General features: G+C 38.1%; 20 protein-coding genes. 11 read left to right on the top strand and 9 right to left on the bottom strand.

Annotated elements, in window-relative coordinates; genetic code table 11:
* Window positions 1-157: 157 nt before the first annotated feature.
* Window positions 158-1,030: an AraC family transcriptional regulator gene (locus LPB89_RS05705; RefSeq protein WP_230700806.1), complete on the bottom strand. Its 873-nt coding sequence runs from the start codon at window positions 1,028-1,030 to the stop codon at window positions 158-160.
* Window positions 1,031-1,131: 101 nt separating this feature from the next.
* Between LPB89_RS05705 and LPB89_RS05700 the strand changes: the two genes are divergently transcribed.
* The 6 genes from LPB89_RS05700 (at window position 1,132) to LPB89_RS05675 (ending at window position 6,172) form a co-directional block, all read left to right on the top strand.
* A complete protein-coding gene (locus LPB89_RS05700; protein WP_230700805.1) occupies window positions 1,132-1,719 on the top strand; it encodes a Crp/Fnr family transcriptional regulator in 588 nt (195 codons plus the stop codon).
* 101 nt (window positions 1,720-1,820) lie between these two features.
* On the top strand, window positions 1,821-3,002 hold the full coding sequence (locus LPB89_RS05695) for an MBL fold metallo-hydrolase (protein ID WP_230700804.1): 1,182 nt from the start codon (window positions 1,821-1,823) through the stop codon (window positions 3,000-3,002).
* Window positions 3,003-3,103: 101 nt separating this feature from the next.
* The gene (locus LPB89_RS05690) at window positions 3,104-3,352 is read left to right on the top strand and encodes a hypothetical protein (protein WP_230700803.1); all 249 of its coding nucleotides are present in this window, start codon (window positions 3,104-3,106) and stop codon (window positions 3,350-3,352) included.
* A gap of 91 nt (window positions 3,353-3,443) precedes the next feature.
* A complete protein-coding gene (locus LPB89_RS05685; protein WP_230700802.1) occupies window positions 3,444-4,034 on the top strand; it encodes a TetR/AcrR family transcriptional regulator in 591 nt (196 codons plus the stop codon).
* A gap of 67 nt (window positions 4,035-4,101) precedes the next feature.
* Window positions 4,102-4,554 (top strand): PaaI family thioesterase, encoded by a 453-nt coding sequence (locus tag LPB89_RS05680; protein WP_230700801.1) that lies wholly within the window; start codon window positions 4,102-4,104, stop codon window positions 4,552-4,554.
* Window positions 4,555-4,621: 67 nt separating this feature from the next.
* Window positions 4,622-6,172: a DHA2 family efflux MFS transporter permease subunit gene (locus LPB89_RS05675; RefSeq protein ID WP_230700800.1), complete on the top strand. Its 1,551-nt coding sequence runs from the start codon at window positions 4,622-4,624 to the stop codon at window positions 6,170-6,172.
* A gap of 44 nt (window positions 6,173-6,216) precedes the next feature.
* Here LPB89_RS05675 and galA read toward each other — a convergent pair whose 3' ends face one another.
* Window positions 6,217-9,051 (bottom strand): beta-galactosidase GalA, encoded by a 2,835-nt coding sequence (gene galA, locus LPB89_RS05670; protein ID WP_230700799.1) that lies wholly within the window; start codon window positions 9,049-9,051, stop codon window positions 6,217-6,219.
* Window positions 9,052-9,269: 218 nt separating this feature from the next.
* On the opposite strand from galA, the gene LPB89_RS05665 reads away from it, so the two are divergent.
* Window positions 9,270-9,653 (top strand): hypothetical protein, encoded by a 384-nt coding sequence (locus LPB89_RS05665; protein ID WP_230700798.1) that lies wholly within the window; start codon window positions 9,270-9,272, stop codon window positions 9,651-9,653.
* A 214-nt stretch (window positions 9,654-9,867) separates the two neighbouring features.
* On the opposite strand, the gene LPB89_RS05660 is transcribed toward LPB89_RS05665, so the two are convergent.
* Together LPB89_RS05660 and LPB89_RS05655 are read right to left on the bottom strand one after the other, a co-directional pair.
* The gene (locus LPB89_RS05660; RefSeq protein WP_230700797.1) at window positions 9,868-10,344 is read right to left on the bottom strand and encodes a hypothetical protein; all 477 of its coding nucleotides are present in this window, start codon (window positions 10,342-10,344) and stop codon (window positions 9,868-9,870) included.
* Window positions 10,345-10,362: 18 nt separating this feature from the next.
* Window positions 10,363-10,857 carry a TlpA disulfide reductase family protein gene (locus LPB89_RS05655; RefSeq protein ID WP_230700796.1) on the bottom strand — a complete coding sequence of 165 codons (495 nt, stop codon included), beginning with the start codon at window positions 10,855-10,857 and terminating at the stop codon, window positions 10,363-10,365.
* 282 nt (window positions 10,858-11,139) lie between these two features.
* Here LPB89_RS05655 and LPB89_RS05650 point away from each other — a divergent pair, with 282 nt between their 5' ends.
* Complete coding sequence (locus tag LPB89_RS05650) at window positions 11,140-11,442, top strand: helix-turn-helix transcriptional regulator (RefSeq protein WP_127337434.1); 303 nt, start codon at window positions 11,140-11,142, stop codon at window positions 11,440-11,442.
* 6 nt (window positions 11,443-11,448) lie between these two features.
* The gene (locus LPB89_RS05645) at window positions 11,449-12,555 is read left to right on the top strand and encodes an NADH:flavin oxidoreductase (protein ID WP_230700795.1); all 1,107 of its coding nucleotides are present in this window, start codon (window positions 11,449-11,451) and stop codon (window positions 12,553-12,555) included.
* A gap of 356 nt (window positions 12,556-12,911) precedes the next feature.
* Here LPB89_RS05645 and LPB89_RS05640 read toward each other — a convergent pair whose 3' ends face one another.
* The 4 genes from LPB89_RS05640 to LPB89_RS05625 form a co-directional block, all read right to left on the bottom strand.
* The gene (locus LPB89_RS05640) at window positions 12,912-14,051 is read right to left on the bottom strand and encodes an acyltransferase (RefSeq protein WP_230700794.1); all 1,140 of its coding nucleotides are present in this window, start codon (window positions 14,049-14,051) and stop codon (window positions 12,912-12,914) included.
* Window positions 14,052-14,266: 215 nt separating this feature from the next.
* Window positions 14,267-14,917 carry a DUF1349 domain-containing protein gene (locus tag LPB89_RS05635; protein WP_230700793.1) on the bottom strand — a complete coding sequence of 217 codons (651 nt, stop codon included), beginning with the start codon at window positions 14,915-14,917 and terminating at the stop codon, window positions 14,267-14,269.
* A gap of 89 nt (window positions 14,918-15,006) precedes the next feature.
* On the bottom strand, window positions 15,007-17,223 hold the full coding sequence (locus LPB89_RS05630; protein ID WP_230700792.1) for a glycoside hydrolase family 3 C-terminal domain-containing protein: 2,217 nt from the start codon (window positions 17,221-17,223) through the stop codon (window positions 15,007-15,009).
* A gap of 207 nt (window positions 17,224-17,430) precedes the next feature.
* A complete protein-coding gene (locus LPB89_RS05625) occupies window positions 17,431-19,074 on the bottom strand; it encodes a DUF6377 domain-containing protein (protein WP_230700791.1) in 1,644 nt (547 codons plus the stop codon).
* A 142-nt stretch (window positions 19,075-19,216) separates the two neighbouring features.
* Here LPB89_RS05625 and LPB89_RS05620 point away from each other — a divergent pair, with 142 nt between their 5' ends.
* Window positions 19,217-19,561 (top strand): 5-carboxymethyl-2-hydroxymuconate Delta-isomerase, encoded by a 345-nt coding sequence (locus LPB89_RS05620; protein WP_230700789.1) that lies wholly within the window; start codon window positions 19,217-19,219, stop codon window positions 19,559-19,561.
* A gap of 78 nt (window positions 19,562-19,639) precedes the next feature.
* Here LPB89_RS05620 and LPB89_RS05615 read toward each other — a convergent pair whose 3' ends face one another.
* Window positions 19,640-22,090 (bottom strand): glycoside hydrolase family 3 N-terminal domain-containing protein, encoded by a 2,451-nt coding sequence (locus LPB89_RS05615; protein ID WP_230700788.1) that lies wholly within the window; start codon window positions 22,088-22,090, stop codon window positions 19,640-19,642.
* Between the two features lie 424 nt (window positions 22,091-22,514).
* Here LPB89_RS05615 and LPB89_RS05610 point away from each other — a divergent pair, with 424 nt between their 5' ends.
* Window positions 22,515-23,261: an NUDIX domain-containing protein gene (locus tag LPB89_RS05610; protein WP_230700786.1), complete on the top strand. Its 747-nt coding sequence runs from the start codon at window positions 22,515-22,517 to the stop codon at window positions 23,259-23,261.
* Window positions 23,262-23,412 lie beyond the last annotated feature (151 nt).

Below are 23,412 nucleotides of genomic sequence, written 5' to 3'. Positions count from 1 at the left end.
CCGCAACTAAATCAAGCAAGAATGTGCTTATGGAAGTTTATGTTTAGCCGGTAAAAGAAATCTGATCAATAATTCCTTATTCTGAGGGCAAATTTACAACGGTAAATCTGATCAGAAATAATGAAAATCAAACAAAAAATTAAGAATTTGAAACAATTTACATTCGTAACGATTTTGGAACCGTTCCTGTAAGTCTTTTGAAGTAATTGTTGAAATAACTCGGATATTCAAATCCAAGGGAATATCCGATGTCTGCAATACTCCAGTCCGTGTGCTGTAACAATGCTTTTGCTTCACTGATAATTCTTTCGGTAATGTGTGCTGTAGTCGATTTTCCTGTAATTTCCTTTACCGAACGATTCAGGTGATTGACGTGAACCGCCAGATTTTGTGCGTAATCCTGCGGATTTTTCAATACAAGTGGCTGATCTTTAGTTTCAATGGGAAATTGTCTTTCCAAAAGCTCCAGAAACAAAGAGGTAATTCTTGCGGAAGCATTTTTATGTTTAAAGAAATTTTCCGAAGGCTGCATTTTCATCGATTCATGAATAATCAGATTAATATAATTGCGGATTAAATCGTCTTTAAACACATAATCGGTATCCTGCTCTACAATCATTTTCTGAAAAAGAGAGGTTATAAATATCTTTTGTTCTGCAGATAAATAAAAGATTGGTGTTCCGCTGATTTTAAACAACGGACATTCATGAAGGCTTTCCGAGCGGTCATTGACCTTCAGGAATTCCTCGGTAAAAACACAGGCAAAACCGTGATAAGATGCAGAAGTTATTTCCCAGGAATACGGAATATGAGGATTGCCGAAAAACAGAATAGTTCCGTCAGTTTCAATACCCCTGTCCGCATACTGAATGATATTCTGGCCGGTATTGATACAGATTTTATAAAAATCCCTGCGGTTATAAGTAGGTATGGTATTACAGTCGTTTCCGGCTTCGTACACTTTAAACCCTTTCAGTTTTAAGTCAGAAGTATTAAAATCAACTGGTTCCGAAATACTGTTTTCCTTCATGAGGCAAAGTTATGAAATTCAAACAAAGATTTACATCCGAAAATGTTAAAGAATAAAAACAGATACTTCCTCATCCATAAATAATATTTTATCTTTGCCGGATGAAGGATTTACTGCCCGTAATAGATTATATTTCCAGATACGTCGATCTGACCGATGATGAAAAAAATCATCTGGCCGGCTTTTTGAAAATTACCAAAGTCAAAAAAAGACAGTTCATTGTACAGCCCGGCTTTGTATGCCAACATAAAAGCTATGTGGTAAAAGGCGCTTTCAGGGGTTATCTGGTAGACAAGGAAGGCAAGGAACACACCTTATCTTTTGCCATAGAAGACTGGTGGATCTCGGATTACAGCAGTTTAATCTATCAGGAGCCTGCCACTTTATTTGTCGAAGCACTGGAAGATTCAGTTCTCATTCAGATCGCTTATGAAGACGAGCAACGGTTTTTGGCAGAAATACCCAAACTTGAAAAATTCGAACGTATCATCACCCAGCGCTCATTGGCCTTCCAGCAAAAAAGACTCCTGTCTAATTTTACCAAAACCGCCGAAGAACGTTACGATGAATTCATGAGCAAATATGCGGCAATCGCCAAGCGTGTTCCGCAATACGCCCTGGCTTCATATCTGGGCTTCAGTACCGAATACCTCAGCAAAATCCGAAACGGAAAAGCATCAAAAAGTTAAACCAGTTCAACCTTATTTCCTAAACCAGTTCATTTTTATTTTTCTTATTCTGTCCCAGATTTGCAGTGTCAATAAGGACAAATAATTTTAATATCATAAAAATGAAAAAGGCAATGTATTCTAACAGTAAGGAACGTTTTTCTTTATTGTTTCTCTTTCTAATGTGTATCACAACTTTTACTGCAGCTGCACAAAACAAAAATGACAACAGTAAAGTCGGGGTATATCATATCCGTAATTATTTTTCAGAAGCCTATCTGATAAAAGGCAATTCCGGTAAATTACTTTTAATTGACACAGGCGTTCCCGTTCCAGGTTATCAGGACAGTCTGGTAAATTCCATAAAAAAATTAGGCTTTAAACCTGAAGATATAACTTTGGCTATTGTGACACATGGCCATGGCGATCACGCAGGAAATGCCCGGTTTTTACAGCAAACCTTCAAAACTAAGATCGCCGGAAGCAAGGCAGATCTGGAAAAGTTTACAACAGGTAAAACGGAATTGCAAAAATCGGAAGATGTCAGCATCTGGGGAAACAGGCTTCGCCCCTATTCCGACTTAAATTATCCTCCCTTTACGCCTGATATCATTGTTGAAAAGACTATTGATCTTGCCCCTTATGGCATAAACGGCAAAATCATCCCGATTAAAGGCGGACATACACCCGGTGATTTATTGATTCTGATTGGCGAAAATCTTTTTGTCGGTGATGCTTTTGTAGGAACCTTCAAATCCCAGAGAGGCGGACTGGCTCCTGACGGTCATCATGTAAGGGAACATTTTTTTCACGAAAACAAACAACTGGCGGATGAAAATTTAAAAGTGATTGAAAAAATTGCACTTGAAAATAAGGTAAAAACGATTTATCCAACGCATAACGGACCCGTTTCTACTTATGAATTAACCAAATACATTAAAGAAGAACCTTTGCTAAAACTTTTATCTCAACAGGAAAATGATTTGTTACGTGCTGTGGCAAAAGGAAAATCTGATGCAGCCAGTACGTTTTTAGCAACTAATTTTATATTGCAGACCGCGGATCACAAAGACCTGAACAAAAATGAATTTCTGCAAAGTTTTAATGCGGATCCCAAAGCTACAACAGAATCCCTGACTGCCGAGGATTTCAGGATTGTTTTCTCTAATGAAAATACAGCAATTCTGACTTATATCGGAACGATTAAACCGGAAGGTAAAGAGGCTGGAAATGTTGCCGTAACGGAGACTTATTTTAAAGAAAAAAACGGCTGGAAACTGGGGTATAAGAGGGAGGTTAATTAGTTTTCAGTCTCAGTTTTCAGTCTTCAGCTTTAACGTTTGTCACGTTGAACAGTCTCAGCTTTCAGTTTCAGTCTCAGTCTTCAGCTTTAACGTTTGTCACGTTGAGCGAAGTCGAAACGCGTTCCAATTGTAAAGTTCAGGTGTCAGGTTTCAGGTTTCAGGTTTCAGGTTTCAGGTTTCAGGTTTCAGGTTTCAGGTTTCAGGTTTCAGGTTTCAGGTTTCAGGTTTCAGGTTTCAGGTTTCAGGTTTCAGGTTTCAGGTTTATCCCGGAGCGGAATAGCTTTGCGAACTTTGCGCATCCCGATAAACAGGCCTTGCGACCCTTGCAGTTAAACCCATACCTGCATTAACCGCATTTCAAACCTGAAACCTGAAACTTTTTCATAAAAAAGAATATAAATAATACCGATTGGTATATATTTGCAATATAATTACCTCATCATGAGTAAGGCTGAAAGAACAAAGCAATTTATAATTGAAAAAACTGCCCCTATTTTTAATATGAAAGGGTACAGCGGCACTTCCATGAGTGATATTACCGAAGCAACAGGACTTACCAAAGGCAGTATCTACGGGAATTTCGAGAATAAAGATGAAGTGGCCATTGCAGCATTCAAATTTAATGTAAAAAAACTGCAGGATACCTTTGCAAAAGAAATTGAAAAGCAGAAAACTTTTAAAGACAAATTATTGGTCTATCCCCGTCTCTACTCTGAATATTATGATTTAAGGATAACCCAGGGCGGCTGTCCCATTATCAATACGGCTACGGAAGCTGATGATACGCATCCTGTACTTCGCAAAAAAGTAGAAAATACAATTCTGGCCTGGAGAGATAAACTAACTGATTTGATCCAACAGGGTATTAATAACGGAGAATTCAAAGCCAAATCCATCGATCCGGAGAAAACCGCCCTGACGATGATTGCGATAATCGAAGGCGCGGTTATGATTGCAAAAATAACCGGAAATCTGACCAACTTATCCGATATTATGCTGGCACTGCACAAAATCATAGACGATTTAGAATAACGCTTACTTTTTTTTATTTAAAAATATACCGAATGGTATAATATAAAACACTAATAATCATAAACAAATGGAAACCAACAAAAGATTACAAGTATTAAAAAATCACATTGACCGGGAATTTACAGCTTCACCATCCCCTTTTATGCTCTGGATGAAACCCATCGTTCTGGCCGCCGAAGAAAGTGGTGTTATTTTTAAATATGTAGTTCGTGAAGAAATGTCAAATCCGGTAAAAAGCCTTCACGGAGGCGTTACTGCCGCGATTGCCGATGATTGTATCGGAGCCATGATGTTTTCGCTCAATGAAGAAACTTTTTACACCACCATCAATCTTGTGGTAGATTATTTTACGCCTGCTTTTGTTGGAGATACGATCATTGCCAAAACGGCCATCATCAGAAAAGGAAAACAAATGGTGAATGCCCAATGCGAAATCTGGAATGCCGCCGAAACCCGATTAATTGCCAGAGCCACTTCCAACCTTTTGAAAACTAATCTTGTCAAGAAAGAATTACACTAATTCCAATATTTGATTAGCTGAAATACCTTCTTTTTTAATTAAAAATATACCGATTGGTATAAAAAATATGGCATCACTAAACCGAAAACTGCTCATTTTTACCGTCATTCTTGCTGCAATCATGGAACTGATTGATATCTCAATCGTAAATGTGGCACTGTCGCATATGAGCGGAAATCTGGGCGCTACTCTTGAAGATACATCCTGGGTCATTACCGCTTATGCCATTGCCAATGTTATCATTATCCCGATTACCAGTTTTCTGAGTGCGAATTTGGGCAGACGGAATTATTACATTGGCTCTGTTATTTTATTCACTTTTTGTTCTTTTATGTGTGGGCATTCGTCCAATATCTGGATGCTGGTGTTCTTCCGGTTTTTTCAGGGAATTGGTGGTGGTGCCTTGTTGTCGATTTCACAGGTAATTGTATTTGAACTTTTTCCGAAAGACAAACAATCCTCCGCCGGAGCTTTATTCGGGGCAGGAATTTTTATCGGACCTACCATCGGGCCAACGCTTGGCGGTTATATTACTGAAAACTACGACTGGCCCTGGATCTTTTTAATTAATATTCCAATCGGGATTCTGGTGGCTATTTCGTGTTATTTTCTGTTGCGTGAACCTGCTGTCAAACCGGAAATAACAAAAGTCGACTGGACAGGTATTGCTTTACTGGCCATTGGAGTTGGTGCCTTACAAACCGTATTGGAAAGAGGCGAAGTCGAGGATTGGTTTGAAACCAGATACATAATTGTTCTTACCGTTGTTGCCGTCACTTCACTATTTTTCTTTATCTATTGGGAACTGACCATAGAAAAACCTGTTGTTAATCTGCGGGTTCTGAAAAGTAAATCATTAAGTATTGCTGCAATCCTGACTTTTGTGACGGGTTTTGGAATGTTTATTTCGATTTATATCAGTCCGGTTGTGGCACAGCGGCTTTTAAGTTTTTCACCTTACCAGACCGGATTACTTTTACTTCCCGGCGCTTTGTTTGCATTGCTGGCTTTAAAACTGTGCGGAACTTTACTGCAAAAAGGGGTTTCGCCAGTGATCATTATCGCGGTTGGATTTATGCTGTTTATTTATTTTAACTGGAGGATGTCCGGGATCACCTTAAATACAAGTGCTTTTGAGGTATCAACTTCGCTTATTTTCAGGGCTCTGGGATTGGCTTTACTTACGGTGCCGCTTACCATGCTGGCCGTTTCTTCCTTAGCCGATAAAGACGTCGGACAAGGCGCTGCCCTTAATAATATGATGCGTCAATTGGGTGGTTCTTTTGGGGTTTCTATTATCAATACCTATGTTGCCCACCGGTTTGCTGCCTATCGAAATGTACTGATTTCGAATGTTACGCCCGATAATACCATTGCCATGGATCGAATAAATGCGTATATCAGCTACTTTCAGCACAAAGGTTTTACTTATAATGAATCAAGACTTAAAGCTTTAAAACTAATGGAAAATATCATCCTGAAACAATCCTCACTATTGAGTTACCGGGATGCTTTTTTTCTGGTTGGCTTATTTTTTGTCCTGACTTTGCCGCTGCTTTTATTGGTGATTAATAAATCGAAAAAAAGAAAAACAAATTTGATCCTTTCCGATCATTAACTAAAAAAGAGCAACAGAATTAAATCGTGCTGCTCTTTTGCAACTTATTTTTTGCCTGGACTGATCGTTAAAACTCCTGTCTTTAGACGCTTGGCGGAGGCTGAAATCACTACATCATTTCCGCTGCCGTCAGACTGAACGATCAGTTGTGCATATCCGTTAAAAAGTTTTCGCCTCCAGGGTTCCGATGGCGTGATGATTTGAATTATTCCCGGATCTGTATTCATCACATCCCATTCTTTTAATTTTTGAAGGGGCTTAGCCACTATGTGAATCGTATTTTTTCCCTCTCTTAAAATACCGGAATTTAAAATATATTTATCCGGATCTTCCGCGCTTGCCGGAACTCTGGTTCCATTGACAAAAATGGTTGTCTCGAGTCCGATTTTTTTATAAAAGAAACTAACGATATTCGTTAATGCATTATTCTTCAGGTCAAACTGGCCGCGGTACGCATAAGATGGTGCCTGATTTTTATAATCCCTGTCTTTAAAGGCTTCTTTCCAGCCTTCCTCCGTGTTGGCTGATAATGGTGTCGAGGCATCCCCTGTTGTTGCTTTTCTTTCCTGAAAATTAGTGATCGGAACCAGTGTAATTTCATCCAGGAATTTATCTTTCTCCAGTGATGTCGGATTACCATTCCCTGTTCCAATAATTTTTCCTCCTTTTACGTCAAACTTAATTTCATCACTGGCATTCGGAACATGAAGTCCTTTTTTGTCTGTCAGCTCTACCGTCACAACCGTTATGTCGGTATGAGGAAGAATTTGCTTATCGGCAGTCAGCTTGATATTTTCTTCTATTTCTGTTGTTTTCTGAACATCAGACAATATTTTTTTGCCGTCTTTATATCCGATTGCTTCCAAAGTTCCTGCCTGGTATTTGACTTTCCATTCTAAGTGCCCCAGACGTTCCATTTTTTTCTTTCCAAGGCTTTTTTTGTTTAGAAAAAGTTCGACTTCATCGCAATTAGAATAGGCCCAGACATCGATTTCCTTTCCTTCTCTCCCAGCCCAGTTCCAATGTGGCAAAAGGTGCAAAACAGGATCTTTTCCCCACCAGGATTTAAGATAATACACATTGTCTTTCGGAAAGCCGCAAACATCCATCATTCCGAAGTAAGAAGTCACCGAAGGCCATCCGTACGGAGTTGGTTCTCCACGATAATCGAAACCGGTCCAGATAAACATTCCGGCCAGATAAGGACGTTCCGCATAAAACTTCCAGCCTTCTTCAATACTGTAAAAAGACGGGCGTGGCTTTTTGTCATACGCACTCTGATAATGTTTGGCATCATCTGTAAAATAAACACCGCGTGTAGCAAAAGTAGAACCTTCCTCCGTTCCCATTCCGGGCTGTTGTTTAAATTCATTGTGGTGTGCGTCAATGTCCCCGTTTCCAAGGTAGTTGTACCCCATAATTTCAACAACCGATGAAATTCCGCTTTTAAAACCGCTGCTGATTGCAACCGTTACAGGTCTTGTGGGATCAATACTTTTCGAAAAGCCCTGCATGACGTTGGTTATACGTTCACCTGTAATGTTTCCTTCAATATTCCACTCTTCATTTCCAACCGACCAACAAAAAATACTCGGATGGTTTCGGTCCCGTTCTATCATTCTTTTCAGATCGTTCAGGTGATACTCGTTAATTCCCATCAGGCGAGTTTCATCAATGACCAGCATTCCCAGTTTATCACAGGCCTCCAGCAATTCGGGAGTAGGCGGATTATGCGAACAGCGATAGGCGTTTGAACCCATTTCCTTAAGTTTCTGAATTCGGAAATATTGCAATTCATCCGGCAGCGCGGTTCCTAAACCTGCGTGATCCTGATGATTATTGGTGCCCTGAAGTTTTATGTTTTTGCCATTCAGAAAGAAACCTTTTTCGGCATCAAACCGAATTGTTCTTATTCCGAAAGAAGTCTCATACTGATCCAGAATGTTATCGCCTTGCCGGATCTGCGTCACCAAACGATACAAATTAGGCGAATCAATATCCCATAACAACGGATTTTTTACTGTTACTTTTGAAGTATATTTTGCTGTTTTATAAAAATCAGGTGCCGTCGCATTTTCAGAAACCGTTGCGATCTGATTTCCGGATGCATCAACGATATTTTGTACGATTTCAAGCGGCCCTTTATAATTTCCTTTGTTTTCAATGGTCACTTCCGCCGTGACTTCTGCCGTATCATTTTTGATTTCAGAGCTGACATACGTTCCATTTTGGATGACATGCAGCGGATTTGTTTTTTGAAGGTAAACATGCCTGTAAATTCCGGCACCTTCGTAAAACCATCCTTCCTCCATCGATGCATCGGCACGGACGACAATTGTGTTTTCGCCTCCGTAATTAATGTAGGCTGTAACATCATATTCAAAACCGTTATACCCGCTTTCTTCCGTTCCAAGGAAATGCCCATTGAACCAAACTTTGGAATTCCTGAAAACACCATCAAATTTTAAGGAAATAATCCGTCCGAGATCGGATTGCGGGATTTCGATTTTTTTTCGGTACCAGCCAATACTTTTTTCAGGAAAACCTTTTCCGGCTGCTTTAAATCCGTGGCTAAAACTCGCTTTTTCACTAAAAGGCTGTTCCACTACCCAATCGTGCGGCAGGTCTAATTTTCTCCAGGCGCGGTCATCAAAGCCCGGTGCAGCCGGTCCGTCGCCAAATCCTGTTTTTGCTAGATAGGAAAAATAGCCCGTCGCATGTCCGAAATCCTTTTCTGTGTCGGACAAATGTCCAAAGGAAAAACGCCAGTCTTTGTCGATTAAAATCAAATTCCTCTCCGGTTTGTTTTGCCCAAAAGAATTAAAAAAGCTTAAAAAAATGACGTATAAAAGAATTCCCTGAGGAGAAATAGTTTTCATAAATAGAGTAGTTAAGCGAATTGTTTTGCAAACAGCGATAAAAATATTGTTTTTAAACCGATTAAGATAATAGTATTTCATCAAAATGTAATATTTTATATTTTTTGCTCCTGAAAATTAGGGCTTAAAAATTTAGAATCATTCTAGAGGCCCTTCTTTACCAAATATTGTTCTTTTAACTTAATTTTACTTATAAAATAAACAAAACCATACGTATCATGAGTGTTATTAAAGATGAAAACACACTTCATAGCACCCTGAAAAGCATCGACCAGAAGATTGACAGTCTTAATGATCAGAAAATCGTTGCTTTTTTTGAGTCGCTTGGCTTAACTGAGAGAGAAGATGTTCCTAAAGATTTCCTGAAGTGGGAAACCATACTGATCATAGTTCCGAATCGTCATGTTTCTAATGAAATAAAGCCCTATAAGTATTCTATTGCAAGGCTTTTCTTCGTTACCAATCCATATGCAAATGAAATTCATTTATTTGATTTTACGGAATGGAAAAATATTACGCGCAGCAAAACACAATTTCAAATTAGGGAAATGATGAAAACCAGTTTTGGAGGCGTTAGGAAAGTTAATGGGGATTCTCAATAAGTCGCAGTTTCAAAGTTTCAGGTTTCAAAGTTTCAAGTTTCAGGTTTCAGGTTTCAAGTTGGCTGGAATCTGAAAATTTGGGCTGGTAGATTTTGTCCACTATAACTATCGTCAATTCCGGAAATGAGGGATCTCTGCAGGAAACTAAAGCAAAGAAAGTTTTTTGCCGTGCTTGTCTGAACATTCTTCATTTCCCCGAATGGTAAAATGTGTACTAGTCCTTTTTAAGTTCAAAAATCCTGAGAAATTTTTGTTCTAATTTTTTTCTTTTTCTCTCTTCCTTCCATCTCGAATAGAAAGCCATAAAAAGCAAAAACAAATTAACAATTGTTGACGCCCGCCTAAGTCCTCTTGCAAAAAAAAGGAAAAAAATAGTAATGGCCAGTATAAGCACGATCGGAAAATATCTTGACCAAAGCAACTGAAATTTATTGTTGAGTTCAACAACGTAATCCACTTTAAGTGTATTATTGATGTTCTTGTATTTTCCTTTTATGCTAAAAGGTGTCGACGACGATATTGAATTGGTCGTCAGGTGAAAACTTTTATCATCAAAAAGTCCATAAAATGGTTTAACAGCACCCGATACAGGGAATACTCTCACCTGTCCCAATGTTGCTTTTAGAGAACCAATCTCTGTATTATGCTGTAATCTTGCGCGGAATTCAGCTAAACTAAGTTTTGATTCCATTGGACTTTACGTTTGCTTTTACTTTTGTTCTAATACACTCGTGACCATTTCATTCAGGGCATTTCCGTGAATATTTTTGGCCAGGATAATTCCGTTTTTATCTATTAAAAAATTTAAGGGTACCGACTGAAGCATGTAGTCCGCAACGACCGGAGATTTCCAGTATTTCAGATCACTAACCTGCGTCCATGGAAGTTTTTGTTTCGCAATTGCACCCAACCAAAGCGGTTTTTTGGTATCCATAGAAACACTGTAAATTGCAAATTTATCCGGATAAGCATTGTACAGTTTAATCAGCTCCGGATGTTCTTTGGTGCAGGGTCCGCACCAGGATGCCCAAAAATCAACCAAAACTAATTCTCCTCTAAAAGAAGAAAGTACAACATTGGTTCCTTTTGTATCGGGAAGATCGATTTCAGGAGCAATATCTCCTACTTCAACTCCAATGACCTGAGCGTTGCTGCTCAGTAAGTTAAAAAATGTAAAAGCCAGAACAAAGTAGATTTTTTTCATAGGTAATTAAGTTTATTTTATTGGGGCTTTTTGAATCTCGCAAAGTCGCAAAGTTTTGTATTGAAGCCAAAGATTAAAGATTAAAAGATTTAAAAAAATCCTTTTAAATCTGCGTCATCTGCGGGAAACAAATAAAAAACAATTTTGCCAATTTGAGAAATCAATCGTAAACAAATATAAATACTTCTTTCAATATTTCGTTAATCAATTCCCCTATCTTAAAATTATGCTAAATATTTTTCTTTAAATTGGTATATCGGGAAAAGTCGATATATTTGCACCATGGAAAATATAGAAATCTTTAAAGCATTATCTAACAAGTCCAGATTGCAAATGCTGGAATGGCTGAAAGAACCTGAAATAAACTTTCCGGATCAGTTACAACATGCCGGATTTGAACACGGGGTCTGCGTGGGTCAAATTCAGGCCAAAGCCGGCTTAACACAGTCCACAGTTTCAGAATACCTGTCTATTTTACAGCGCGCCGGGTTCATAGAAGCCAAACGCGTTGGACAATGGACTTACTATAAACGCAACGAAGGTGCCTTTGAAGCACTCAGTAAATTAATTCAATCTAATTTGTAAATTACTATGAGTACAAACAACCTGTTTTCGCCATTTAACTTAAAAACGTTAAATTTAAAAAACCGAATCGTAATGGCGCCAATGACGCGCTCTTTTTCTCCAAACGGAGTTCCAACTGATGAAGTAGCGGCTTACTATGAAAAAAGAGCTGAAGGTGAAGTTGGTTTAATCTTATCTGAAGGAACTGTAATTGGCAGGCCTTCGTCATCAAACGATGCTAATGTTCCTCATTTTTATGGAGATGAATCCTTAAAAGGATGGAAAAACGTAATTGATAAAGTTCACGCTGCCGGAGGTTCAATGGGGCCTCAGATCTGGCATATGGGAATTATGGACAACCACCATTCCGGATGGGTTCCTCCGGTTCCTTTTGAAGGCCCTTCCGGACTAAACCGGCCTGATTTCAGAAACGGTATCAGCATGTCTGAAAAAGATATTGAAGATACGATTCTTGCTTTTGGAAAAGCGGCCGCTGATGCCAAAAGATTAGGTTTTGATACGATCGAAATCCACGGTGCACACGGATATTTGATTGACCAGTTCTTTAGGGCTGAAACCAATTTGCGTGAGGATATTTATGGAGGAAAAACATTACCAGAACGCAATCGTTTTGCTATTGAAGTGGTGAAGGAAATCAGAAAACAAGTCGGAAACGATTTTGCTGTTATCATGCGTTTTTCTCAATTCAAACCTTCTGATTACAATTATAAACTGGCTAAAAATCCAACAGAATTAGAAGCATGGCTTACGCCTCTTGTGGATGCCGGTGTTGATATTTTACACTGTTCACAACGTCGTTTCTGGGAACCGGAATTCGAAGATTCTGATCTGAATTTTGCAGGCTGGGCTAAAAAAGTTACAGGAGCACCAACCATTACGGTAGGTTCTGTTGGTCTTTCGGGAGATTTCTTCGGTGCTTTTGCAGGAGAAAGTTCTCAGCCTACTTCTCTTGAAGAATTAAACAGACGTTTCGACAGAGGTGATTTTGATTTAGTGGCCGTAGGAAGACCTCTTTTATCGGATCCGAACTGGGTTGCCAAAATCAAAGCCGGTAAAACGGATGAACTGAAAGGTTTCAGCAAAGAAGCTTTGGGAGCATTGGTTTTAGAATAAGTTTTTTTTTAAAAGGTTCTAAGGTACAGAGGTTCAGAGGGGCTAAGGTTTTCTCTGGATTGAATTCACTAAAAAAGGTACAGAGAGGCTAAGGCTTTCTCTGGATTGAATTCACTAAAAAAGGTACAGAGATGCAAAGGTTCAGAGGGGCTAAGGTTTTCTCTGGATTGAATTCACTAAAAAAGGTACAGAGGGGCTAAGGTTTTGCCGGATTGAACTTAATACAAAAGGGATGAAACTTTAAAAGTTTCATCCCTTTTTTTAGTTTTATTAAGGTGCAAAGTGACAAAGGTTTTCCCTTTGCCCCTCTGCACCTTTGTACCTTTGTAACCTTTGTAACCTTTGTACCTCTGAACCTATGCCTCTTTGAGCCTTTTCTGAAACCTTTTCTGAAGCCAGTTCCGAACCGGTTCATCGTATAATTTCAAACATAAATAAGCTATTATGATACTGGCAATCAAAACCCCGATTCCTAACAAATATCCATCCTGTATCGAAACTTTATTGTCTACCACCCAGGCAGTATACCAGTAAATAAGCGGATAATGGGTAATGTAAATCGGATAAGAAATATCACCTAAAACTTTACAGATTTTTAAGGAGAATGGATTTTTTATTTTTCCTCCTGCCCCAATAGAAACAATTAAAGGAAACAATACAATAATACAAAGGGATTCGTAGATACCGTTCATCCATAAACTGCTTTCATCTCCAAATCTTGGCAGGGCCAGAATGACCGTGATCATTAAACTGCAGATCCAAAAAGCGCCTTTTATATGGATAAGTTTCCCCAGACGGGAAAGTAATATTCCGGCAAAAAACGGATATAACAGACGGGTAAAACCAACATTCATTTGTTCCAGGTTTAAGGACCAGCCGCCGATGACATCCCCTTTTGGCCCAAAAACGGTGTAATTAATTACCATTCCTGCAAATAGTAAAACAAATACAGAAAGCACTTTATTTGAAAATTTGCGAAAAATCAGCGCGTACAGAATATTAGCGATATATTCAAAAAAAAGTGACCAGGCCGGACCATTTAAAGGATGCATTTCTCCCCAGCCCCTGATTTCCATTGACGGCGGAACCGGAAGTAACGTAAAGCCAATAATCATGGTTAGGATCACTTTCCAAACTTCCATTCCGGCAATCATCGGAAATAAAATATCCGAAGCCTGAAAATAATAAAAGAGTGCTCCAATGATCATTCCCATAATTACCATGGGCTGTAAACGGATTAACCTTCGTTTGTAAAATTCCCATTGGGTCATTTTCCCCCAACGGTCATCATACGCATAAGCGACAACAAATCCGGATAAGAGAAAAAAGAAATCCACAGCCAGATAGCCGTGATTGATAATTTGCACAAAACGGTTTCCTCCCGAGAAAGCTTCGAAAATGTGAAAAGCAACAACTAAAATCGCTGCTACCCCACGCAAACCATCCAGAATTTCATAATGTTTTTTTGGTTTTATAGCTGATGAAATTGAACTCATAAAAATGGTTAATGGTTAGTTCTTAATTGTTAGCGGATTTTTAACCGCAAAGTTCGCAAGGTTTTACGCGAAGATCGCAATGAAAAATGCATACCACTCTGCAGAGCTTTGTGTTAAATCCAGATAATTATCTAATTGTCTTAATTATCTAATTGTCTAACTATCTAATTGTCTAACTATCTAATTGTCTAATTATCTAATTGTCTATTATCTAATTATTCCTGGTGATTTTTAAGCCATTCTACTCTGCGCTGATCCGGTAAATGCGTTACTTTGAAATTTTCAAATTTGGCCTCAAAACCTTTTCCGTCCGGAGATGCGGCCATTAAACCTACCATAACAGGCGTATTATCCTGTAACGGTGCATTTCTGGTCAGGATATAGGTTTTATCATCGTAAGAGAAGAATACTTCGATTGCATCTAATCGTCGCACTACTTTTATCCATACAAAAGGCGGTGCTTTTTCTAATGTTGTGACGCTCCAGTCGCTTTTGTCATGCGTTACCACGGTACTGATATTGAACTTTCCATCTACAAATTCAACTCCGGTTTTGATATAGTTTTTTTCATCTACCCGAATCATCAGTCCCATCTGGTCAAAACGGGCAATATAGTTTCCGGTTAATTTTACTTTGGCTTCGAATTCCCCACCGTAAGTGGCATAATAAAACGGAGCATCATCAACGGTGAATCCGTAATGCGAAATACGCCAGTAGTCACTGTTTGCGGTAACATTCATAATCAATGCATTGTTTTTAATTTCCCATTTCTCAGGTTCATTAAACCACTGCATTTTATTCAGGCTTTGCGCCGAAATGTTTTGCGCAAAAAATAAAGCTATTAGGCTTAGTACAATTTTATTCATGATTTTTTTTTTTTAAAAGACTAAAAATAAAGCTGCAAGTTTTACCATTGCAGCTTTACAAACCAACCAAGTTTAGAAATTAATGAAAATTATTGAAGTGAGAATCCCACTTTAGATTTTATATCAACTGCAGAAGCACCAATTAGAGCTTCAAACGCACCCGGTTCTGCCACCCAGTCGTGTTTTTTATCATCGAAATAGCTCAATGCGGTTTTGTCTACTGTAAAAGTGACTGTTTTTTCTTCTCCCGCTTTAAGCGAAACTTTCTCAAACCCTTTTAATTCTTTTATTGGGCGAGGCAGGGAAGATTTTAAATCACTGATATAAAGCTGAACCACTTCTGATCCTTCTCTTGTTCCGGTATTTTTAACTTTAACAGAAAATGTAATCTGATCTCCGGCAGTCATTTGTTTTTTATCAGCCGTTACTTTTCCGTACTCAAAAGTCGTGTAGCTTAAACCGTGTCCGAAAGCGAATAATGGTTTGGCCTTTTGTTTGTCAGCCCAACGGTATCCTACAAAAATGCTTTCTTTGTACGTTACTTCTTCTCCACCGGGGAATTCTCCCAGGGCATGTGCTCCGTTATCCGTTAATTTTACCGGGAAAGTAAAAGTCAGTTTTCCGGATGGATTCACATCTCCAACCAAAACAGCAGCCAAAGCGTTTCCTGCCTCAGTTCCTAAAAACCATCCCTGAACAATTCCGGGAACTTCTTTTATCCATGGCATAGCCACGGCATTTCCTGAAATGTTTACAAAAACTACATTTTTATTGACTTTAACTAACTCCGAAATTAATTTATCCTGACCATACGAAAGTTCTAATCCTTTACGATCGTGACCTTCGTCATCCTGATTTGGAGCTTTATTCAAACCTCCGATAAAAAGGACAACATCAGCGTCTTTTGCTACTTTTAAAGCTTCTGCAGTCAATTCGGCCGGAGAACGCTTTTCTTCTAAACTTACTTTGGCAACAACTCCGTTATAATTACTGGTCGGATCTCCAACGTAACCGCGGGCGTACACAATTTCAGCCTGATTTCCGATTCTTTTCTTTAGTCCTTCCAGCGGCGTAATTTCGTATCTGGCTTTTAGGGAAGAACTTCCTCCGCCAACGGTCATCATTTTAATCGCGTTTTCTCCTATAACTGCAATCTTTTTCGTTTTGGAAAGATTGATTGGCAGGATGTTATTGTTATTTTGCAATAAAACAATTCCTTCTTCGGCAATTTTCAAACCTGCATCGGCATGTTCTTTTGTACCGAAAGATCCGAAAGGTCTTTCTTTATTCATGGTTGTTAAAAATGACAAACGCAGAATACGGCGTACTTTATCGTCTAATTCTTTCGTTCCTACTTCACCTTTAGCAATCATAGTTGAATAGGGTTTTGCTAAATAATAGTTGTCATAAGCGTTGCTGGTTCCCCACGTAAGTCCGTTAGTCCAGGAACCGAATTCCATATCCAGTCCATTATAAATGGCTTGTTTGGTATCATGCACCCCGCCCCAGTCTGAGATCACTACTCCTTTGAAACCCCATTCCCCACGAAGAATATCATTCAGTAAAAACTCATTATGGCAGCAGTGCTGTCCTTTGTATTTGTTATACGATCCCATGATGGCCCAGGCATCACCTTCCTGAACAGCCGCTTTAAAAGCCGGTAAATAAATTTCATATAAGGCACGGTCATCAACGATTACGTTTACACTATTACGGTTCGTTTCCTGATTGTTTAAGGCAAAATGTTTGACACAGGCGGCTACTCCGTTAGACTGGACTCCTTTAATGTAAGGAACGACCATTTTTGAAGTCAGGAAAGGATCTTCTCCCATATATTCGAAGTTACGACCGTTGAGCGGCGTTCTGTAAATATTAACTCCGGGTCCTAACAGTACATTTTTATTACGAAAACGTGCTTCTTCCCCTATCGATTTACCATATAAGGAAGACAATTCTTTATTCCAGGTGGCAGCAAGTGCTGTCAGTGCAGGAAAGGCAATACAGGAATCATTTGTCCAGCCTGCCTGCTCCCATTCGTCCCATAAAACTTCGGTACGAATTCCGTGTGGCCCGTCGGTCATCCAGTTTTCCGGAATTCCCAAACGCGGAACACCCGGTGAACTAAATTTTGATTGTGCATGAATCATGGCGATTTTTTCCTCCACAGTCATTTTAGAAAGTGCATCTTCTACACGTTCATTGATTGGCTTTTTATCATCCAGATAGACAGGAACTTTATTTTGTGCATTCAGTCCGAATGAACTTAATAAAACTAAAACAACAACTGTTTTAACGTTTTTAAACATAACTATTAATTTATTAAAGCATTTATTTTTGGCGGGGCACTCTTTTAGTCAAAAGTACCTTATAATAATATTGTAAAGCTAAAACGTTATCGTACATGTTATATTTTTAAACGAAAAAAAGTAGTAGTTTAAAAAATCAAACCATTACAAATCAATTGTTTAATTAAATTTAGAAGTAAAAAAAAGTAGTGATTTTAAAATAAATCGCTATACTTTCAAGGAGATTAAACCTATTTTAATGACCATTTCCTCGAAATCATTTCGCGAAACTGCGGCTTTATTCCGGGCTCTTGTACGGTAATTATAAATAGTGCTTAAAGAGTACCGGAGAAAGGCCGCAATTTTTACACTGTCGGTAATTCCAAGGCGGATCAGTGCAAAAATCCTAAGTTCGGTGTTGAGCAATTCTCCCTGTTTTAAAACGATTTGTTCTTCTTTTATGAGCAGGTCATTAAAATCTTTTACAAAGGTCGGATAAAGGTTCAGAAAGATAATATCAAAATTTTTATACAATTCCTCAAGCTCATTATCAACCAATGTTGTCGATTTCAACATTTTATAAATCTCATCAAATTGTCTGGCTGTGGCTTTTTTATTCAGAATAATACGGTAATTTTCTAATTTGTTGATGTAAGCTGAACAAAGGCTGAAAAAATGCGCAATATATTCTTCCTTAATATGATTGGATTCCGACAATTGCGCGTTTCGTTCCTGCAGCTGACTGTTGGTTTCGCTAATGTCTTTGTTTAATTCGGCTAATTTTTGGCTGGTTTTGTAAAGTTCCCCCCGAATTCTGGATACTTTCTTCATTTGCTTGTACACATAGATAACAGCAACAATAAGGAATAAAGACAGTAAACTAATGCATAAAAGATAAAGCTGCAGTTCTGTTTTTCTTTTTGCTTCTTTCTCTAAATAAACAGTATTGATGATCGAATATACTTCTGACATCAAAAGTGTACGAAACTGTACATTGCAATAAAGGGCATCCTCAATAGCGGATTGCGTCAGCTTATAGGCCATGTCTACATCGCCTATTTCATAAAAAACCAAAGCCAGTTCCTGAAGGGATGCATTGTCTTTTATGGCATTTTTGATATCAGCCGTAGAAGAAAGTGCATAATATTTTTTTCGTAATTCTAATTGGTGCGTTGTTTCGTAAATACTGCCAAAAAGATACGTAATCATGGCATATTGCGAATCTTCTTCTTTGGTGTTTTTTAATAAAACGGTCAATTGCTTTTCGGCCACGGCAAACTTTCTGTCAAAAATGTTTTTCTGAATCAGGCTGATTTTAAAATTCAGTGATTCCGGATTGAGAACGCCTAAGAGAGAATCTCTGTATTTCCCGATTTGTTCAATGTATTTTGGGCTCGTGCTGTTGGCATTATAATGTTCGAAAAACTCCCTGTACACTACATAATAGTTGGGCAATAATGATTTGTTTAAGGTCTTCTTGTTGATGCTTTTCAGAATAGCTTCAGATTCCCGGTATTTTCCTGAAGAGGAATAGAGGTTGGCTAATTGTAACTCTGCCAGATCCGATAAATCTTTATTTTGAAGTGCCGCCGCAATTACCAGGTTCTTCTTTACATAAAAAATAGCCGAATCGGAATTGAATTTTTGATATTCGGTATATAAGGTTTTATTGTAATTGTATTCCTGTTCTTTTGTAAAAGCATCCGACTTAATTTTCTTGAAATTCAGAATTCTTTCTTCTTTTATTTTAACATAATATTGTTTGTTTCGCAAAGCATCATTAAGCTTTTTCAAAATAGTAGCGGTACTATCCGATGCGTAAACAGGAAAGCAAAAAAGAAGGGTTACAACAAACAGAAAATAATTTTTCAAACTACTAAAAGATAAAACAGAATTACAAATATAAGAAAGTGATGGTATAAAAATGATTTATAAAAACCATTTTCGTCAAATGCGAATAATCTTTCCTTAATTTTGTCTGAATGAAAATTTCCACACTTTAAAATCCATACCAATGCCACATTTTATTATTGATTGTTCTGAAAATGTAATCCGTTTAAAATCTGCTGACGAAATAATGCAGGAAGTTTTTAATTCGGCTTTATCGACGGGGATTTTTACTGAATCGGAAATAAAAGTCCGCATCAATCCTTTTGCTTTTTATAATAACGGAAACACGCTGGATGATTTTATTCATGTTTTCGCCTATATTATGGAAGGCCGCAATGACGATCAGAAAGGGAATCTTTCCAAAGTAATTGTCACCAAACTGGCTTCGATTCTTCCTGAAGTTCCGGTTATTTCGATTAATATTCAGGATTTCGAAAAGTCAAATTACTTCAATAAGACCATGGTTTAAAAAAATCGTTCCATTTATAAAATTCAAAGGAAACTTATAAACGGAACGATCGTTTTTAAAATTAAAATCGTCTGTTACTTACGGTTTCAATTCTGTGAATTTATGGTCTAATTCAAAAGCTTTCTTTACTTTTTCAACCGTAATTTCATCTGCAACGGAGAATTCCGCTGTTTGTTTGATATTTAAGGAAGAAGCACCAACCAAAACTTTATAGGTTCCGGCTTCAGCAATCCAGGCGCTTTTGGTTTCTACAAATGAGGCCAGATCTTTTGGAGCCAAAGTAAAAGTCAGCGTTTGGCTTTCGCCCGGTTTTAATTCTTTGGTTTTGCCAAAAGCTTTCAATTCTTCTTTTGGTTTGTCAATAAACTTTGAAGGAGCAGAAAGATACACCTGAACGACTTCTTTTCCGGATGTTTTTCCGGTATTTTTTACAGTTATCGAAATTGTGAGCTTATCTTTAAAAACCGGAGCACTTACTTTTACATTCGAATAATCAAAAGTTGTATATGAATTTCCATAGCCGAATTCATACGATGGTTTTACATTAAAAGTACTAAAATAGCGGTATCCCACATAAACTCCCTCTTCATAAGTCACTTCTTTTGGATTATCAACAGGAATTCCCGGAAAGTTTTTGGCTGAAGGCGTATCAGTATATTTCACCGGAAAAGTCATCGTCAGTTTTCCCGACGGATTTATTTTCCCTGAAACGACATCTGCAACAGAATGTCCGCCTTCCTGTCCCGGCTGCCAGGCTAATAAAATAGCATCTGCTTTATCTTTCCACGATGCTGTTTCGATTACTCCGCCGATATTTAAGATCACCACCACTTTTTTTCCTTTGGCATGAAAAACATTTGCAATTTTGTCCAGCATTTCAAGTTCTTCTGTGGCCAGATTAAAGTCATTATCAACAACTCTGTCGTTAAACTCTCCAGAGTTTCTTCCTAAAGTCACGAATGCAATTTCAGAACCTGCCGCTTTTTTAGCAATAAAAGCATCATCCAATTTCAATTCAGGAAGTCTTTGAGGCAAAGCCATAACTCCTTTTTCTTTTCTTCTTTCCTTTTCAGCAAGTACTTCTTTATCAGCATATGGTTTATACAAATCAACTAATTCCTTATCTAATTTGTAACCTGCAGCATTTAAACCTTCTAAAAGGGAAACCGTGTGTTTGTTATTTACGCTACCGCTTCCGGTTCCGCCTGTAATCCACGCATAAGACGTAACGCCAAATACAGCAACTTCTTTTTGTTTGTCGGCAAAAGGTAATGCACTATTGGTGTTTTTAAGCAAAACTATTCCCTCAGCCGCTGCATTTCTGGTTACCTCGGCATTTTTTGTTAAATTAGGTTTATCGCTGTATTTGTATTTTGCAAAAGTTGGGGTACGGAAAATATATTCTAAAATTCTTTTTGCATTTGTATTTGCCACTTCCTGAGAAAGTTTTCCTGAATTTAAGGCTTCTAATAATGCCTTTTTCTGTACCGGAATTCCTGGCATCAAAAGATCGTTTCCGGCAATCATTTGTTTTACGACTTCAGAATTTGAACCATCTCTTATACTTTCAAATCCCGGAAAACCGCCAAACCAGTCTGTCATTACAATACCCTTAAAACCCCATTCGTTTCTTAAAACTTCCGTCAGTAAATCTTTTCTGGCAGAAGTATATTCGCCGTTAAGTTTATTGTAAGATGACATTACAGTCCACGGCTGCGATTCTTTAACTGTGATCTCAAAACCTTTTAAGTACAATTCCCGAATCGCTCTTTCAGATACATGCGCATTAATTGTTAAACGGTTGGTTTCTTCATTATTAACCGCAAAGTGTTTAATCGAAGTTCCCACGCCCTGCGACTGAATTCCGTTTACGATTGCTGCTGCCGTTTTTCCTGAAATCAGTGGATCTTCAGAATAATATTCGAAGTTTCTCCCGTTTAAAGGATTTCTGTGGATGTTTAAAGCTGGTGCCAATAAAACGTCAACACCATATTCTTTTACCTCATTACCCATTGCTTTTCCAACTTCTTCCAAAAGCGCTTTATTCCAGGTCGAAGCCAAAGCCGTTCCAACCGGAAATGCCGTTGCATAATAGGTTTTTGTATCATTATCTCTGGTTGGCTGAATTCTTAAACCCGCTGGGCCATCGGCAACAACTGTGGCTGGAATTCCGAAACGCTCAAAAGCAGCAGTTCCGCCGGCAGCTCCCGGAACCAACCCTTTTTTAGAATCTCCAATAGGACCTGTAAGTACTTCTATTCCCGGCATTCCGGTTCCAATAAGCAGTTCTGCCTTTTCTGCATTGGTCATTTCTTTTATGATCGCGTCAATTCTTGTATTGACAGAAAGTCGGGTATCTTCCCACAGGTCTAATTTTCCGTTTTTATTGAAATCTTTAAACGTAAAACCTTTAATGGTCAGTAGTGGCGGTTCGTTTCCATCATCCGGAACGGTGGTAAAAGATACATTAGAAATCACCAACGCTGTCAAAAGCGATACTCTCGCTGTTTTTATAATTTTGTATTTCATGGTAGATAGATTAGTTTAAAAGTCTGTTTTCATTTCAGCTTTTCTTTCAATCTTTTTAAGAATTAAAAAAATCATTGCTTCATTATGAAGCAATATTAATTACAATTTCTCATTTCAACAAATAAATCTTGTATAATTTTAATTATCAAATCAATAGAAGCTAAAAAATTCCATAAAACTTAAAAATGCAATCTATAAATGATTTATCAAAATGAAGTCCAAAAAAGACTATTTCGTTTGCGTAAAATATTTAAATTAACAGAAAAGCTAATTTTAAATCACAAAAAACAGGAAGAGAAAAAGCAGACAAATAAAGAAACAGCGTGAGCATCTTTTTTCATCACACTAATCATTTTATCAGAAAAAACTTAAGCAACTTGATTTGTAGCTTTCAAAAAACTAAATTTGGAAATACTTCTTTCCCATGGAATTCAAAAAAATACTTGAACAGCAATCCGAAGAGTCCTGGAATAAATATATTCCGACGCTTTCTATAGACTGCGTTATTTTCAGTTTTCACGAAACGACGCTTCAGGTGTTGACTATAAAAATGAAAGATCAGGAGCGTTGGGGACTTCCCGGCGGCTATGTCAGAAAAGACGAAAATGTAGATGATGCCGCGATACGTATCCTGAAAGACAGGACCGGAACTGAAAATATCTACCTGCAGCAATTTTATACTTTCGGAAATCTAAATCGTTCTGAAAGTGCTTTTGAGGAATATGATGACTCCCTTTGGAACAAACAGCGTTTTGTTTCCATCGGGTACTATGCTTTGGCGGAATATACGAATGTGAAATTAGTTATCGATCAGTATTCTACTGCCTGCGAATGGAAATCTATTACCGAACTGCCCGATTTTATGATGGATCACAGAACTATTTTTGACAAAGCCCTGCTTACACTTCGGGAACAACTAAACAATCACCCGATTGGTTATAACCTGCTTCCGGAAAAGTTTACGATGCCGGAGCTTCAAAAATTATACGAGGCCATTTTAGGAAAAAAATTAAACCGTGGAAATTTCTACCGAAAAATCCTGCGTTACGATATCCTCACAAAACTGGAAGAATCGCGTAAAGGCGGTGCACACAAATCACCTGATTTGTATAGTTTCGATCTGGAAAAATACAATGCTGCCTTAAAAGAAGGTTTAAAAGGAAGCTGGTAACAGGAATTATTCACCATATAAGTGATGTAAGTTCATTAAAGTTTTTTTTTGCCAGATATTATAATGTTATAGAAATTTATTTCACGCAGATTTGGCAGATTGCTTCGCCTGTTCGCTATCGCTCGGGTTTGCAGATTTTTTTTATTTGGTG

Origin of the sequence: Flavobacterium sp. ENC (assembly GCF_020991415.1) — a bacterium.
In the GTDB taxonomy this organism is placed as follows: Bacteria; Bacteroidota; Bacteroidia; order Flavobacteriales; family Flavobacteriaceae; genus Flavobacterium.
Note: the sequence above shows the minus strand (reverse complement) of the source record. Positions and strands in the feature narration are given on the sequence as shown.